We start from the raw sequence: 14,423 nt of genomic DNA, 5'->3' as shown, positions 1-14,423 counted from the left end.
CTTACGCCTCACCTAAATAAGCCCGGATCACGTCCGGGTTGTTGCGGATCTGTTCCGGTGTACCGTTCGCCAGCGGCGTTCCCTGATTGACCACGTAGATGCGGTCGGAAATGCCCATCACCAGCTTCATATCGTGTTCAATCAGCAGTACTGATACCTTGTGCTCGCTGCGCAGCTCGGCGATCAGCGCATCCAGCTCATGCGTTTCACGCGGGTTAAGGCCCGCGGCCGGTTCGTCCAGCATCAGGATCTCCGGGCGCGTGACCATGCAGCGGGCAATTTCCAGCCGGCGCTGCTGGCCGTAAGCCAGATTACCCGCCTGGCGGTTTGCCAGCTCCAGCAGGCCGATACGCTCCAGCCAGATGGCTGCGCGATCGAGCGCCTCGCTCTCACCGCGGCGAAACGCCGGTGTTTTTAACAGGCCGGAAAAGACGCCGCTTTTCAGATGCTGATGCTGCGCCACCAGCAGATTTTCAATCACCGTCATCTCACGGAACAGCCGCACGTGCTGAAACGTGCGCACAATGCCCATGCGCGCGATTTTCTGTCCCGGCAGGCCCTGCAGCGGCCGATCGCGCAATTTAATGGTGCCGCCGGTCGGCTTATAGAAGCCGGTCAGGCAGTTAAACACGGTGGTTTTACCGGCACCGTTGGGTCCGATAAGCGAAACAATTTCCTGCGGATGCAGCGCCAGTGCCACATTGTTGACGGCCAGCAGGCCGCCAAAACGCATCATCAGGCCTTCAACGGCTAATAAAGGCTGACTCATGCCTGCTCTCCCTGTTTGCTCTTTTTCAGTTTCAGATGCGGACGCTTCATCGGTAGCAACCCCTGCGGACGCCAGATCATCATCAGCACCATCAGGCCGCCCAGCACCAGCATGCTGTACTCATTAAGATCGCGCATCAGTTCACGCGATACCACCAGCAGGATCGCCGCGAGGATCACCGCCAGCTGAGACCCCATCCCGCCCAGTACCACGATAGCCAGCACAAAAGCGGATTCAACAAACGTAAACGACTCCGGGCTGACAAAGCCCTGGCGCGCTGCAAACAGCGTCCCGGCAAAACCGGCAAATACGGCGCTGATGGTAAAGGCGGTCAGCTTGATGCGCGTCGGGCTCAGCCCCAGCGAGCGGCAGGCGATCTCATCTTCGCGCAGCGCTTCCCATGCGCGCCCCAGCGGCATACGCAGCAGGCGATTGATCACAAATAGCGTCAGTACCACCAGCAGCAGCGCGACCAGATAGAGGAAAATCACGCGGTGATTGGGGTTGTAGGCAAGCCCGGTCAGCTCGTGGAACGTCGTCCAGCCCCCTTCGCTGACGCGGCGGCCAAACTCAATGCCAAACAGGCCGGGTTTGGGGATTTGCGCGATACCGTTCGGCCCGCCGGTAATCGACGTACTGTTCAGCAGCAGAATACGCACGATTTCACCGAAACCGAGCGTGACAATCGCCAGATAGTCGCCGCGCAGGCGCAGCACCGGAAATCCCAGCATCAGGCCAAAGGCGCCCGCCACGATGCCCGCCAGCGGCAGGCTCTCCCAGAAGCCAAAACCGTAGTAGTGGTTCAGCAGCGCAAAGGTATAGGCGCCAATGGCATAAAAACCGCCGTAGCCCAGCACCAGCAGTCCGGAGAGGCCAACCACCACGTTAAGCCCCAGTCCCAGCATGACGTAGATCAGCGTCAGCGTAGCAATGTCGATGCTGCCGCGTGAGGCAAACAGCGGCCACGCAACGGCAGCGACGATCAGCAGCGCCATCAGCAGTTTCTGCTTCGCGGTAGATCCATCAAACGCCGGCAGCACAAAGGCTTTACCGCTGCGGTGAAACCGGCCTGAAAACAGCGGACGCAGCAGCTGAAAGATAAAGACCACCGCGCAGCCAGCGAAGATCCAGTTCCAGCGAACCTCGCCCGCGCTGACCACAATCAGCCGGGTGCCATCCAGGTCGAGACGCATGCCCATAAAGAAGCTGGCCAGTACCAGCAGCATTGCCGCGGAAAGCACGGCGTTAAGCAGCCCGAGACGCTTCATACTTTCTCTACCTCCGGGCGGCCCAGGATACCGGTTGGCATCACCAGCAATACCACGATCAGCAGCGCAAAGGAGACCACATCTTTATATTCCGTCGAGAGGTAAGCTGACGTCAGCGCTTCCGCAATGCCGAGTACCAGTCCGCCAATCATGGCGCCCGGAATACTGCCGATACCGCCCAGCACCGCTGCAGTAAATGCTTTCATGCCGGCCATAAAGCCGATAAACGGGTTGATTGAGCCGTAGAACTGCCCCAGCAGCACGCCAGCAACCGCTGCCATAGCCGCACCAATCACAAAGGTCAGCGAAATGACGCGGTCGGTATTGATGCCCAGCAGGCTGGCCATTTTCAGATCTTCTGCGCAGGCGCGGCAGGCGCGGCCCATACGCGAATAGCGGATAAACAGCGTCAGCGCCAGCATTGCCAGAAACGTCACTACCCAGATCACCAGCTGCATGGTCGTGAGCGTGGCGGCGAAGCCGTTGCTTTCACCCAATGTCCACTGGCCGGTGATCAGACTGGGCAGCGCCAGATCGCGCGAGCCCTGGGTCAGGCTGACGTAGTTTTGCAGGAAAATAGACATCCCGATGGCGGAGATAAGCGCAATCAGCCGCTTGGAAGCGCGCACCGGCTTATAGGCAACGCGTTCAATACTCCAGCCGTAAGCGCTGGAGATGATCACTGCCATGATAAAACCGGCGGCGATCATCAGCCACGAGGTATCAATGCCCATCATCATCAGGGCGGCAATGACAATAAAAGAGACATAGCTGCCGATCATGTAAACCTCGCCGTGGGCGAAGTTGATCATGCCGATAATGCCATACACCATGGTGTAGCCAATCGCGATCAGCGCATAGGTGCTCCCGAGGGTGACCCCGTTGAACATCTGCTGAATAAAATAGAGAAACTGCTCGGACATAATGAGGACCTGCAAGTGGATCAGAGATTCCCTCTCTGGGGTAAGAAAGGGTCAGGGCAGCAAACCGCTCGCGGCGCGTCTGCCAGCTCCCTGCCCCCGCCCGCGCACGGGAGGGGGAGATAGTTACGCTATGCGGTAGAACCGGTTAACAGCGCTTATTTCACTGCGGTTGATGAGCCATCTTTGTGCCATTTAAACACGCCGAACTCGAACCCTTTCAGATCGCCTTTCTGATCCCAGCTCAGGTTGCCCATCACGGTTGGCACCGGTGCGCCCTCTTTCAGGTTTTTTGCAATCGCATCGGGCTCATCGCTTTTGCTGCGCTCAATGCCCGCCACCAGCGACTGGATTGCGGCATAGGTGGTCCAGACAAACGGGCCGGTCGGATCTTTGCGGTTTGAAGCGCTGTTGCCCTTAATGGCATCAACGATCGCTTTGTTCTCCGGCAGCTGGTCATAACGCTTTGGCAGCGTGACGTACAGCCCTTCTGACGCATCGCCAGCAATATTGGAGAGTGAGGCGTTACCCACGCCCTCTGGTCCCATAAAGCCCGCTTTCAGGCCGGCAGTTTTTGCCTGGCGCAGGATCTGCCCCAGCTCCGGGTAGTAGCCGCCGTAGTAAACAAAATCGACGTTCTCTTTCTTCAGGCGGGCAATCAGCGTGGAGAAATCTTTATCGCCGGCGGTGATGCCCTCAAACAGCACCACGTTGCCACCTTTGGCCTTCAGGGTTTTCTGCACGGACTCCGCCAGACCCTGGCCGTACTGCTGCTTGTCATGCACAACGGCAATACGCTTCGGCTTGATCTGCTCCAGAATATAGGTCGCTGCCGTCGGCCCCTGATCGGAATCCAGACCGGTAGTGCGCATAACGTCAGCATAGCCACGCGCCGTCAGTTCAGGGGCGGTGGCGGCCGGCGTGATCATCAGAATGCCTTCATCGTTATAGATGTCAGACGCAGGCTGCGTAGAAGAGGAGCAGAGATGGCCGATAACATATTTAATGCCGTCGTTAACCACTTTGTTCGCCACCGCAACCGCCTGTTTCGGGTCGCACGCGTCGTCATACTCCACGCCAACCAGCTTGTCGCCGTTTACGCCGCCTTTGGCATTAATATCTTTGATCGCCTGCGCTGCACCCGTGAACTGCATATCACCATATTGCGCGACCGGGCCGGTTGCTGCACCCACGATAGCGATTTTAATATCGGCAGCCAGCGCGGCATGGCTCATTGCCAGTGCAACGCAGCCCGCCAGTAACGCGCGTCCTTTACTCATCTTCATGCGTACTTCCCCATCTGTTATGTCGTGTCTGTTGTGATTGGTTTTATTTCAGCCAGTGAAAGAGGAAACTGATTCAGATAGAAGGAGTTAGCGTTCTTATCTGGCTTTTTTTGTTAAAACAGCTTTATTTTCAGGTTATTAAACAGGAATTTTCTGCTGTAAATCAACTGACATATTCAGTAATGAGCGGCCTGAACAGCATAATACTCTGGAGGTTATGGCCGTAATTTGTGCACCAGGGTAGCGCGTTATGCTGGCTTATTCGGCAATCGTTGCGGGCTTACTCCACAATCCTGGCAAAGTGTCTGCCATTTGACCTGTTTTTATCGCAAAAAAGTGACAGCGCTCTGACTGTATAAATTCGCTACACTATGCCCTTTCTGCCAGTACAGGTACGGGTTATGAAACTCACTATTCAGCGTATCGTTTCACTTACGCCGCAGGATCGCATCGATCTCGCTAAAATCTGGCCACAGCAGGATATTGCGCAGCTGGAAAAGACATTGAGTGATACGCAGCGGCTCTATGCCGCGCGGTTTAACGATCGGCTGCTGGGCGCGCTGCAGCTGGAAATCCGCGGTACCCACGGCAAAATCACGCACTTTGAAGTCCGTGAGGCTACGCGCCGGCGCGGCGTCGGGCGTTACTTACTGGAGGAGACTCTGGCGCAGAATGGTTCGCAGGATCACTGGTGGATTGCGGATGATGGCTATGCTGACCAGGGGATCCGGGCGGCGTTTATGCAGGCGTGTGGCTTCCGCGCGCAGGCAGATGGCTGGGTAAAAGTGGCAGAGTAGCGTTACGCGGCCGGATGGCGGACATAAAAAAGGGCAACCCTGAGGTTGCCCTTATTACCGTCTGCGAACTGTCAGGCTTCAATCGCCATGCGCAGCTTTTTCATCGCATTCTTTTCCAGCTGACGCACGCGCTCTGCTGAAACGCCATAGCGGTCGGCCAGCTCCTGCAGCGTGGTTTTATTGTCATCATCCAGCCAGCGGGCACGGATGATATGCTGACTGCGTTCATCCAGGCTGAGCATCGCATCACTCAGCTTATCCGCTGCGTGGGCGTCCCAGTTATCCTCTTCGATACCGTCAGCGAAGTCTGATGTTTTATCCTGCAGGTAGAGTACGGGAGCCATTGGCTTGCCGTCGCCCGCCTCATCGTCAGAGGACATATCAAAGGTCATGTCCTGTGCCGCCATACGCGACTCCATCTCCAGCACATCTTTCGTGCTGACGCCGAGTTCACGCGCCACCATGTCAACTTCATCCTGATTAAACCAGCCCAGACGCTGCTTGGTTTTACGCAGGTTAAAGAACAGCTTACGCTGCGCTTTGGTAGTAGCGACTTTGACAATGCGCCAGTTGCGCAGCACGTACTCGTGGATCTCTGCTTTGATCCAGTGCACTGCAAATGAGACCAGGCGCACGCCCACTTCCGGATTAAAACGGCGCACCGCTTTCATCAGGCCGATGTTGCCTTCCTGAATCAGATCCGCCTGTGGCAAACCATAACCTGCATAGTTACGTGCGATGTGAACAACAAAGCGCAGGTGTGACAGGATCAGCGTTTTCGCTGCATCCAGATCGCCCTGGTAATGCAGCCGCTCAGCCAGTGCTTTTTCCTCTTCTGCCGTCAATACCGGCCAGTTGTTGGCAGCCCGAACGTAAGATTCCAGGTTGCCCAGAGGAGCAATCGCTAAAGTTTGCATTTCTTTGGTCATTCAAACCCTCACAAATTCAATGGAGTTGCTGCGCGTGTCCTTACGCAGACGCTACAGTATGTCAACGTCAGGCGAAAACCAACAGCAATCTGTGCTAATTAGACGCCAGGGTTATCCACAAGTTCAATTATAGCAGTGAATATTTTACACACAGGTGACAGCGGGGAAAATCGGAGCATTCCTCTGCGCCTGCATCGCTGGCGGCAGAGGAAGAGTATATCAAAAAATCGTTGCCATGGGTTACTGCGGCGTAAATCGGCGTAAATGTTGTACAGTGGCAAGCCAGGCAGCAATCCAGCCAATAATGGCGGCAATCAGCAGCAGCAGCAGGCCTTCGTCCCACGCAAAACCTTCAAGCGTAAAGGCGGTGCCAAACACCGACGCGACCTGCGCCACCACCGACTGCAGTCGCAGCACCAGCACTTCAGACAGCACCAGCGACAGCAGCGCACCGGCAAAACCGAGCAGCGCACCGCCATAGAGGAACGGCCGCAGGATAAAGCCATCCGTTGCGCCAATCAGCTTCTGGACGTTGATGGTGTCACGCCGGGCAAAGATGCTGAGCCGGACGCTGTTACCAATCACCAGGAACACTGCCACAATCATCAGCAGACCGATCATAGAGGCCACCTGCCCGACCAGACCGGTCAGCGCCGCCAGACGGGCAAACCAGCTGTCATCCATCCGTACTTCATCCACGCCCTGCACTTTTGCCACCCGATCGCGCAGGCTTGCCATAGTGTCTGAGTTCTGGAAATTAAGCTTCGGCGTGATGATGGCCACCGCCGGCAGCGGATTTTGCTCCAGCAGATCCATCGCGCCGCCAAAACCAGACCAGTTGCGAAACTCACTCTGCGCCTCGTCGCGCGTCAGGTAGTTCACACTGTCGACGCCTTCCAGCTGCTTAAGCTGTGCGGTGACGTTTTCTGCCGCACTGTCGTCCAGCGTCTTGTCGAGATAGACCGTCAGCTGCGGCGCCGGATACCACTGGGTGGCCGCCTGGCTGACGTTTTTCCACACCATGTAACAGACGCTGGGCAGCGTCAGTGAAATCGCGATAACCATAACGGTAAGCAGCGTTGCCAGCGGCTGGCGCCACATATCAGACAGGGTACCGCGCAGGGCGTAGCGCCACTGCTCCTGCCAGCCACCTTTCAGCGCTTTGCGCTTTGACGGGGTTTTAGGCTGCTTTGCCGGTCTGGCCGCCGCCGGGCGCTTGTTGCGTTTATTGACCATCGTGGCCTCCGTGCAGACGTCCCTGATTCAGCGTCATCACGCGGTAGTTACGCCGCGCGATCAGCCCCAGATCGTGGGTTGCCATCAGTACCGTTACCCCAACCCGGTTGAACTCTTCAAACAGGCGCAGGATATCTTCTGACAGCGCATTATCGAGGTTACCGGTGGGTTCATCTGCCAGCAGTACGGCGGGTTTATTAACCACCGCGCGCGCAATACCCACGCGCTGCTGTTCACCGCCGGAGAGCTGAATCGGGTAACTTTTCGCTTTGTCGAGCAGGCCGACTTTATCCAGGGCCGCTGAAACACGACGGCGGATATCTTCGCCGCTGGCGCCGGAAATAATCAGCGGGATAGCCACATTGTCATAGACAGAGCGATCCATCAGCAGATGGTGATCCTGGAAAATCATGCCAATCTGGCGCCGCAGAAACGGCACTTCGCTGTGACGCAGGCGAGAGATATCGTACCCGCTGAACCAGATCTGCCCGGCGCTCGGACGCTCAATGCCGCAAATCAGCTTCAGCAGGGTACTTTTACCCGCGCCGGAGTGTCCGGTCAGGAAGGACATTTCGCCGGGACGCAGATGAAAATCAACGCCCTGCAGCGCCTGGCGCCCTCCCAGATAAGCCTTACTGACTTCTTCAAAGCGAATCATGCCAATCATTCCTCTCGGGCAAACAGTGCCTCAATAAAGTCTTCGGCCTTAAATGGCCGTAAATCTTCGATGCCTTCTCCGACACCGATATAGCGAATAGGAATGCCGAACTGATCGGCAATGGAGAAGATAACGCCCCCCTTCGCCGTGCCGTCCAGCTTGGTCAGGGCGATACCGGTCAGCCCTACCGCTTCATTAAACAGTTTTGCCTGACTCACCGCATTCTGTCCGGTGCTGGCATCTAACGTCAGCATCACTTCATGCGGCGCATCCTCATCCAGCTTCTTCATCACGCGGGTGATTTTTTTCAGCTCTTCCATCAGGTGCGATTTGTTCTGCAGGCGACCAGCGGTATCCGCAATTAACACATCCACATTGCGCGACTTCGCCGCCTGAATAGCATCGAAAATCACCGAGGCGGAATCCGCACCGGTATGCTGTGCCACAACCGGAATATGATTGCGCTCTCCCCACACCTGCAGCTGCTCGACCGCAGCGGCACGGAAGGTATCGCCGGCAGCCAGCATCACCGATTTGCCTTCCGCCTGATACTGGCGCGCCAGTTTACCGATAGTGGTGGTTTTGCCGACGCCGTTTACGCCGACCATCAGGATCACAAACGGCGTTTTGCCACTGACATCCAGCGGCGCATCGACTTTATCGAGAATGCCGGCCATTTCCGCCTTCAGCAGACCATAGAGCGCTTCAGCATCGCGCAGCTGTTTGCGGCTCGCCTGCTGAGTCAGGCTGGTGATAATCCGGCGAGTAGTTTCCACGCCCACATCCGCAATCAGCAGCTGCTCTTCCAGCTCGTCAAACAGGTCGTCATCAATCTTTTTACCGCGAAACAGGCTGATAAAACCTGAGCCAAGGTTGGTGCGCGTTTTAACCAGGCTGCGCTTGAGGCGCGCAAAAAAGCCCTCTTTAGTCGGACGCTCCTGCTCCTGCGCCACAATAGGCGCGGCCGCCAGCGGAAGATCGCTTACGGTGTCTGCAGAGTCTGCAGCGGCGTCTTCAGCGTAGGTTTCCGCCAGCGCCAGTGCCTCCAGCTCTTCATCGCTGAGCGGCGCATCCTCATCTGCCAGAGGTTCCGCTTCCGCCAGCTGGCTTTCATCGCCGGGCAGAACCGGCTCCGGCGCGACGGCGGCTGTCAGCGGTGGCTCCCCGGCAGTGGCAGCCGGTATCTCTTCCGGCAGCGGCGCCAGTTCAGGTTCTTCTTGCGGCAGGGTCTCTTCAGCAACCGGCAGCGGCGCCAGTTCAGACTCCTCTTCCGGCAGGATCTCCTCCGGCTGCGCGGTGATGATGGCCTCTTCAGGTGGCAGCGCATGCCGGGCTGCCTGATCTGCTGCCGCCTGCTCTTTCGCCAGTTGCTCCGTCAGCGCAACGGTTTCTGCTGCCTGCGCTTCGGCACGCTCTGACGCACTCTCTTCAGCGGCAGCGGGCTGAGCCTCCTCTGCAGGCTGCTCTTTTACCTGCTCTTCAGCCGGGGCGGGTGCCTGCTCTTCCTTGCCAAATCCCAGCCAGGAAAAAAAGCCGCGTTTTTTCTCTTTTGCCATTGTGTAACTACACTCCTCGATGGCTTATTCCCGGTAGCACGCTGTCCCCAGGGGATATAAATTCAGTTTTTTAGCTTTCTGCGGCGTAAAATCAGCGAATTACGCACGCTTGTATCGTTCAATAGTCTAACACTTTCCGGCCACCGCACCACAGCACCCTTTTTTACGTTTCTTCTGCCTGTCGCGCCCGTTAAACTACGCAACAAATTATGACGAGTTGTGAGCAAAATGAGTAAATCACCCCGCAGCGGCGGCGGCGCTGGCCAGATCCGCATCATTGGCGGCCAGTGGCGCGGCCGTAAACTTCCGGTGCCGGATAGCGCAGGCCTGCGCCCCACGACCGATCGCGTACGCGAAACCCTGTTTAACTGGCTGGCGCCCGATCTTCCGCAGGCGCGCTGCCTCGACTGCTTCGCCGGCAGCGGCGCGCTGGGTCTCGAAGCGCTGTCGCGCTATGCGGGTTCAGTCACGCTGCTGGAGCTGGAGCGCAGCGTAGCGCAGCAGCTGTCGCGCAATGTCGACACGCTGCGCGCCACGCAGGCGACGGTGGTGCAGACCAGCGCGCTGCAGTGGCTGGCGCAGCCTGGCGAAGCTTTTGATATCGTATTTGTCGATCCACCCTTTCGCAAAGGGCTGCTGGCGGAGACGCTGGCGCTGCTGGAGCGCAATCAGTGGCTGAGCGCAGACGCGCTGATTTACGTGGAAAGTGAAGTGGAACAGGGGGCGCCTGACGTGCCCGCCAGCTGGCAGCTTTACCGGGAGAAGATCGCCGGTCAGGTCGCCTATCGACTCTATCAACGCCAACAGGAGGCGCATGATGTGGCTTAATCTGGGACGGTTACTGATGATTTGCGTCTGGGCTTTTCTGCTGCTTAATCTGGTGCACCCTTTCCCCACACCGCTGCGCTATTTTGTGCATGTCGCCCTGTTTTTCATGGTGATTATGCATGGACTGCAGCTGGTGCTGCTGCGCGCCACCCAGCCTAAAGAGGCGCCGAAGCTGAGCGGCGCCACGCAGGCTAAGATTTTCTTTTTCGGGGTATTTGAGCTGCTCGCCTGGCAGAAAAAGCACTATCCGAAGATGTGATCCGGCGCTAACCGGGGTACCTTTGCCAGCGCTCCGGTTTCAGCGCGCGGGGGTAAAGCTGACAAAACGGCTGCCCTGCATCTTCAGCTCGCCTTTTACGCCCTTATCCATCTGGTGATAATCGCTGGCGCTGACCGCGGTTTTAATGTCGCTCGCCCCGTTCAGCGGATGAAACCAGGCTTCATATTTCATCTCTTCACCGGCAATCTCTTCGCGCTGACGCGAACGACGATTCGGTGCCGGATATTCACGCTTGGTTTTTACCTGCACGGTCAGCGATCGTACCGGGGAGGCGTCGTTAACCGCAGCTTCCCGCCGCTGCTTGATAAACTGCCGGGTCGCCAGAATGGCGATAATCGCCAGGACGATAAAAAAGATTAGCGGTGGTTTGCTCATGTTTTTGCTCGCACTTCACTTCATTTGATCATTAAAAAAGAAGCTAAAGCATACAACCAGAGTTGCCCGATTGTCACATTTGCCAGCGGTAACTTAAACTCAAAGAGAGTCTGGGATATTTCAACAGTGTGGACATCTGGTCTACAAAAGGGAGAAAAAATGCTTTGGTCTTTCCTTGCAGTACTTTTTTCCGGCTGGCTTTATGTGGATGCCTCCTATCGCGGTCCGCAGTGGCAACGCTGGCTGTTTAAACCTGTTACCCTGCTGCTGCTGGTTGCCTGGGCCTGGCAGGCACCGGCCGTGAACACCACTGACTATCTGATCCTTGCCGGACTGATTGCCACGCTGGCAGGCGATGCGCTGATGCTGCTGCCCCGACAGCAAATGCTTTATGCGCTGGGCGCGTTTTTCCTTTCGCATCTGCTCTACACCATCAGTTTTACCGCCCATATGACCATGAGCTTCTACTGGCCTATTCCGCTGACGTTTCTGATTATCGGCGTTGCGGTCATTGCGCTGCTCTGGACGCGGCTGGAGGAGCTGCGCTGGCCCATCTGTACCCTGATTGGCATGACGCTGGTGATGAACTGGATGGCGGCTGAAAACTACTTTTTCCGTCCGACCGACTACAGTTTCTCGCTGCTGATTGGTGCGGGCCTGCTGCTGCTGGCCAATATTATCTGGTTTATTTCACATTATCGCCGCCGCTTCAGCGCTGACAGCGCCATTGTCGCCGCCTGCTATTTTGCCGGTCATTTTATGATCGTGCGTTCACTCTGGCTCTCCTGATAATCCGGCCATTCCGGGCTTGACTCTGGAGCTGACTCCAGAGTGTAGCCTTCAGTAACGGGCAGCTGCCCGTTACTGATACCGGAGGCTCCATGCATCAACAGATTTCCCCCTGCGGCTGTGACCGGCCGGGCAGCAAACTGCGGCCACACGCTGCCGTGCGCCCCCTGCCCGCGGCCCGCTTCACCCGTCTGACCACGCCCGTCACAACCGGCACCGCCTGCTGTGCCGGAAGCGCGGCGCCAGCTGACGCGGATGAACACAGAGGCTCTGCTAACGGGCAGCCTGCACTGCGCTGGCGAATTACCGGGATGGACTGCCCGGGCTGCGCGCGCACTATCGAAACCGCCGTACAAAAGCTGCCGCAGGTCACGCAGGCGCGCGTGATTTTTGCCAGTGAAAAGCTGGAAGTCTGCGCTCCCGCTGCCATGCAGGCCGCTATAGAACAGGCGGTAAAACAGGCGGGCTTCAGGCTGCACGCCGCTGATGCCCCCGCTCCCCCGCCGGCGACTTCATGCTGGCGCGATCGCGCCGCGCTGCTGCTGCTGGCACTGCTGATGCTGACGAGCTGGCTGATAAGTCAGCAGTCACCGATCTGGGGCGATCGCCTGTTTGTTGCGACCGCGCTGGCCGGTCTCCTGCCGGTCGCGCACAGCGCCTGGCAGCGGATCCGCAGCGGCTCGCCTTTCTCAATCGAAACGCTGATGACGGCGGCTGCAGCCGGCGCGCTGGTAACGGGCGCTCATGCCGAAGCTGCGATGGTGCTGCTGCTGTTTTTAATCGGTGAGCGGCTTGAGGCCTGGGCCGCAGCGCAGGCGCGACGCGGTGTGACCGCTCTGATGGCGCTGCGTCCGGAGCGTGCGACACGGCTGCAGGGCGCGCAGCGCGTTGCGGTCCCGCTGGCGGCGCTGCAGCCGGGCGACATTATTGAAGTTGCCGCCGGCGGCCGCCTGCCGGTTGATGGCGAGCTGCTGCAGTTCAGCGCCAGCTTTGATGAAAGCGCATTAACCGGTGAGTCCCTGCCGGTGAGCCATCAGCCCGGCGATCGGCTGATGGCGGGCGCCACCAGCGTTGATCGGCTGGTGCAGATAAAAGTGACCTCTCTGCCGGGAGAGAGCGCTATCGATCGTATCCTGCAGCTCATCGATGAAGCGGAGAGCCATCGCGCACCGGCAGAACGCTTTATCGATCGCTTTAGCCGCATCTATACGCCGGCCATTATGCTGCTGGCGCTACTGGTGATGGTGGTCCCGCCGCTCTCTGGCCTGGGAGAGTGGCAGCCGTGGATCTATAAAGGGCTGACGCTGCTGCTGATTGGCTGCCCCTGCGCGCTGGTGATCTCAACGCCGGCGGCGGTGACTTCAGCGCTGGCCTCTGCCGCGCGTCAGGGCGTGCTGCTTAAAGGTGGCGCCGCGCTGGAGCAGCTGAGCCGCGTGCAGGTTATCGCCTTCGACAAAACCGGCACGCTGACCCTGGGTAAACCGCAGGTTACGGCGATCCACGCTTTTGGTCAGACTGACGAAGCGGCGCTGCTGCGCCTCGCGGCGGCGGCAGAGCGCGGGTCCGGGCATCCGCTGGCGCAGGCAATTGTCGCAGAAGCCGCGAAACGGCAGCTGATTCTGCCGGATGCGCAACAGCAGCAGGCGCTGGCGGGCAGCGGCATTCGCGCGAGCATCGACGGCGTCCCTTATCAGCTGCTGACACCGCGTGCCGCGCCGGGATTGAGCGAGCAGCAGCGGCAGCGTGTGATGGAGTACGAGCGCGAGGGCAACACGGTGGTGATCCTGCTGCAGGCAGATCGGCCGCTGGGGCTGCTGGCGCTGCAGGATCGGCTGCGTGAAGAGGCTGCGGCGGCTATCGATCAGCTCAGAGCCGCGGGGATCGCCAGCGTCATGCTGACCGGTGATAACCCGCGTGCGGCCGCCGCCATAGCGGCAGAACTTAATATTGAATATCGGGCGGGTTTGCTGCCGGCAGACAAAGTCAGTGCTGTACGCGCGCTGAGCCAGCAGCAGCCGCTGGCGATGGTAGGTGACGGCATTAATGATGCGCCAGCGATGAAAGCGGCGGCTATCGGGATTGCTATGGGCAGCGGCACCGACGTGGCGCTGGAAACGGCCGACGCTGCGCTGACGCAGAACCGCCTGACCCTTCTGCCGCAGACCGTCGCGCTGGCGCGACGCGCCCGCGCCATCGTACTGCAGAATATTACGCTGGCGCTGGGGCTGAAGGCGCTGTTTCTGCTCACGACGCTGCTCGGCTTAACCGGCTTGTGGCTGGCAGTGCTGGCCGATTCGGGCGCTACGGCGCTGGTGACCGCAAACGCTCTGCGTCTGCTGCGCCAGCCCCCCGTCAGGCCTCCGCGCCTTTCCTGATCAGATACTGGTACGGCAGCGCTTCGGTCTGCTGTGCCAGTAAATCGTGATCCATAAAGCGGCAGAAGCCGGGGATATCGCGCGTAGTCGCCGGATCGTCGGCAATAATCAGCAGCGTTTCACCCGCCTGCATCGTGCGTACCGTCTTGCGTACCATCATCACGGGTTCAGGGCAGCGCAGGCCCAGCGCGTCCAGCGTATGGTCGGGTGCGGAGAAAGGATCGCTCATGATTCTCTTATCGGTCAGTAAACAGGGATGCTCATTCTAGCTCGCCATTTCCGCAGCGCAAGGCGACAACGATTGCGTTAAAATTAACCGTTGCATAAATTGCGCAACGGGTTAAGATGCCGTCCGAT

General features: G+C 58.4%; 15 protein-coding genes. 5 read left to right on the top strand and 10 right to left on the bottom strand.

Features of this window, described 5'->3' with window-relative positions; genetic code table 11:
- Position 1: 1 nt before the first annotated feature.
- From livG to LAC65_RS01030, 4 genes are all read right to left on the bottom strand, one after another.
- Positions 2-769, bottom strand: coding sequence for a high-affinity branched-chain amino acid ABC transporter ATP-binding protein LivG (livG, locus tag LAC65_RS01045; protein ID WP_039381923.1), 768 nt, complete (start codon positions 767-769; stop codon positions 2-4).
- Positions 766-2,037, bottom strand: coding sequence for a high-affinity branched-chain amino acid ABC transporter permease LivM (locus LAC65_RS01040; protein ID WP_039381921.1), 1,272 nt, complete (start codon positions 2,035-2,037; stop codon positions 766-768). The genes livG and LAC65_RS01040 overlap by 4 nt, the downstream gene beginning before the upstream one ends.
- A complete protein-coding gene (gene livH / locus LAC65_RS01035; RefSeq protein ID WP_039381919.1) occupies positions 2,034-2,960 on the bottom strand; it encodes a high-affinity branched-chain amino acid ABC transporter permease LivH in 927 nt (308 codons plus the stop codon). Before livH ends, LAC65_RS01040 begins: the two co-directional genes overlap by 4 nt.
- A 155-nt stretch (positions 2,961-3,115) precedes the next feature.
- Positions 3,116-4,243 (bottom strand): branched-chain amino acid ABC transporter substrate-binding protein, encoded by a 1,128-nt coding sequence (locus tag LAC65_RS01030; protein ID WP_071668459.1) that lies wholly within the window; start codon positions 4,241-4,243, stop codon positions 3,116-3,118.
- Positions 4,244-4,644: 401 nt separating this feature from the next.
- Here LAC65_RS01030 and panM point away from each other — a divergent pair, with 401 nt between their 5' ends.
- Positions 4,645-5,040 carry an aspartate 1-decarboxylase autocleavage activator PanM gene (gene panM / locus LAC65_RS01025; RefSeq protein WP_039381914.1) on the top strand — a complete coding sequence of 132 codons (396 nt, stop codon included), beginning with the start codon at positions 4,645-4,647 and terminating at the stop codon, positions 5,038-5,040.
- A 71-nt stretch (positions 5,041-5,111) separates the two neighbouring features.
- On the opposite strand, the gene rpoH is transcribed toward panM, so the two are convergent.
- The 4 genes from rpoH to ftsY form a co-directional block, all read right to left on the bottom strand.
- Complete coding sequence (gene rpoH, locus LAC65_RS01020; protein WP_039381911.1) at positions 5,112-5,969, bottom strand: RNA polymerase sigma factor RpoH; 858 nt, start codon at positions 5,967-5,969, stop codon at positions 5,112-5,114.
- Positions 5,970-6,209: 240 nt separating this feature from the next.
- Positions 6,210-7,205 carry a permease-like cell division protein FtsX gene (gene ftsX, locus LAC65_RS01015; protein ID WP_039381910.1) on the bottom strand — a complete coding sequence of 332 codons (996 nt, stop codon included), beginning with the start codon at positions 7,203-7,205 and terminating at the stop codon, positions 6,210-6,212.
- Complete coding sequence (ftsE, locus tag LAC65_RS01010; RefSeq protein ID WP_039385683.1) at positions 7,195-7,863, bottom strand: cell division ATP-binding protein FtsE; 669 nt, start codon at positions 7,861-7,863, stop codon at positions 7,195-7,197. Before ftsE ends, ftsX begins: the two co-directional genes overlap by 11 nt.
- Positions 7,864-7,868: 5 nt before the next feature.
- Positions 7,869-9,419: a signal recognition particle-docking protein FtsY gene (ftsY, locus tag LAC65_RS01005; RefSeq protein WP_039381907.1), complete on the bottom strand. Its 1,551-nt coding sequence runs from the start codon at positions 9,417-9,419 to the stop codon at positions 7,869-7,871.
- 228 nt (positions 9,420-9,647) lie between these two features.
- Between ftsY and rsmD the strand changes: the two genes are divergently transcribed.
- Together rsmD and LAC65_RS00995 are read left to right on the top strand one after the other, a co-directional pair.
- On the top strand, positions 9,648-10,247 hold the full coding sequence (gene rsmD / locus LAC65_RS01000; RefSeq protein ID WP_039381905.1) for a 16S rRNA (guanine(966)-N(2))-methyltransferase: 600 nt from the start codon (positions 9,648-9,650) through the stop codon (positions 10,245-10,247).
- Entirely contained in the window at positions 10,237-10,506 is a 270-nt protein-coding gene (locus LAC65_RS00995) for a DUF1145 family protein (RefSeq protein ID WP_039331733.1), read from the top strand. The genes rsmD and LAC65_RS00995 overlap by 11 nt, the downstream gene beginning before the upstream one ends.
- Positions 10,507-10,545: 39 nt before the next feature.
- On the opposite strand, the gene LAC65_RS00990 is transcribed toward LAC65_RS00995, so the two are convergent.
- Positions 10,546-10,902 carry a DUF2500 domain-containing protein gene (locus LAC65_RS00990; protein WP_039381903.1) on the bottom strand — a complete coding sequence of 119 codons (357 nt, stop codon included), beginning with the start codon at positions 10,900-10,902 and terminating at the stop codon, positions 10,546-10,548.
- A 159-nt stretch (positions 10,903-11,061) separates the two neighbouring features.
- On the opposite strand from LAC65_RS00990, the gene LAC65_RS00985 reads away from it, so the two are divergent.
- Both LAC65_RS00985 and LAC65_RS00980 read left to right on the top strand, forming a co-directional pair.
- Positions 11,062-11,691, top strand: a complete 630-nt coding sequence (locus LAC65_RS00985; RefSeq protein WP_039381901.1) for a lysoplasmalogenase — start codon at positions 11,062-11,064, stop codon at positions 11,689-11,691.
- Between the two features lie 92 nt (positions 11,692-11,783).
- Complete coding sequence (locus tag LAC65_RS00980; protein ID WP_039381898.1) at positions 11,784-14,066, top strand: zinc/cadmium/mercury/lead-transporting ATPase; 2,283 nt, start codon at positions 11,784-11,786, stop codon at positions 14,064-14,066.
- On the opposite strand, the gene tusA is transcribed toward LAC65_RS00980, so the two are convergent.
- Complete coding sequence (tusA, locus tag LAC65_RS00975) at positions 14,044-14,295, bottom strand: sulfurtransferase TusA (RefSeq protein WP_039381895.1); 252 nt, start codon at positions 14,293-14,295, stop codon at positions 14,044-14,046. The genes LAC65_RS00980 and tusA overlap by 23 nt on opposite strands.
- Positions 14,296-14,423 lie beyond the last annotated feature (128 nt).

The organism is Pantoea eucrina, from assembly GCF_020079945.1.
Taxonomy (GTDB): domain Bacteria; phylum Pseudomonadota; class Gammaproteobacteria; order Enterobacterales; family Enterobacteriaceae; genus Pantoea; species Pantoea eucrina.
This window is presented reverse-complemented; position numbering and strand designations above follow the sequence as displayed.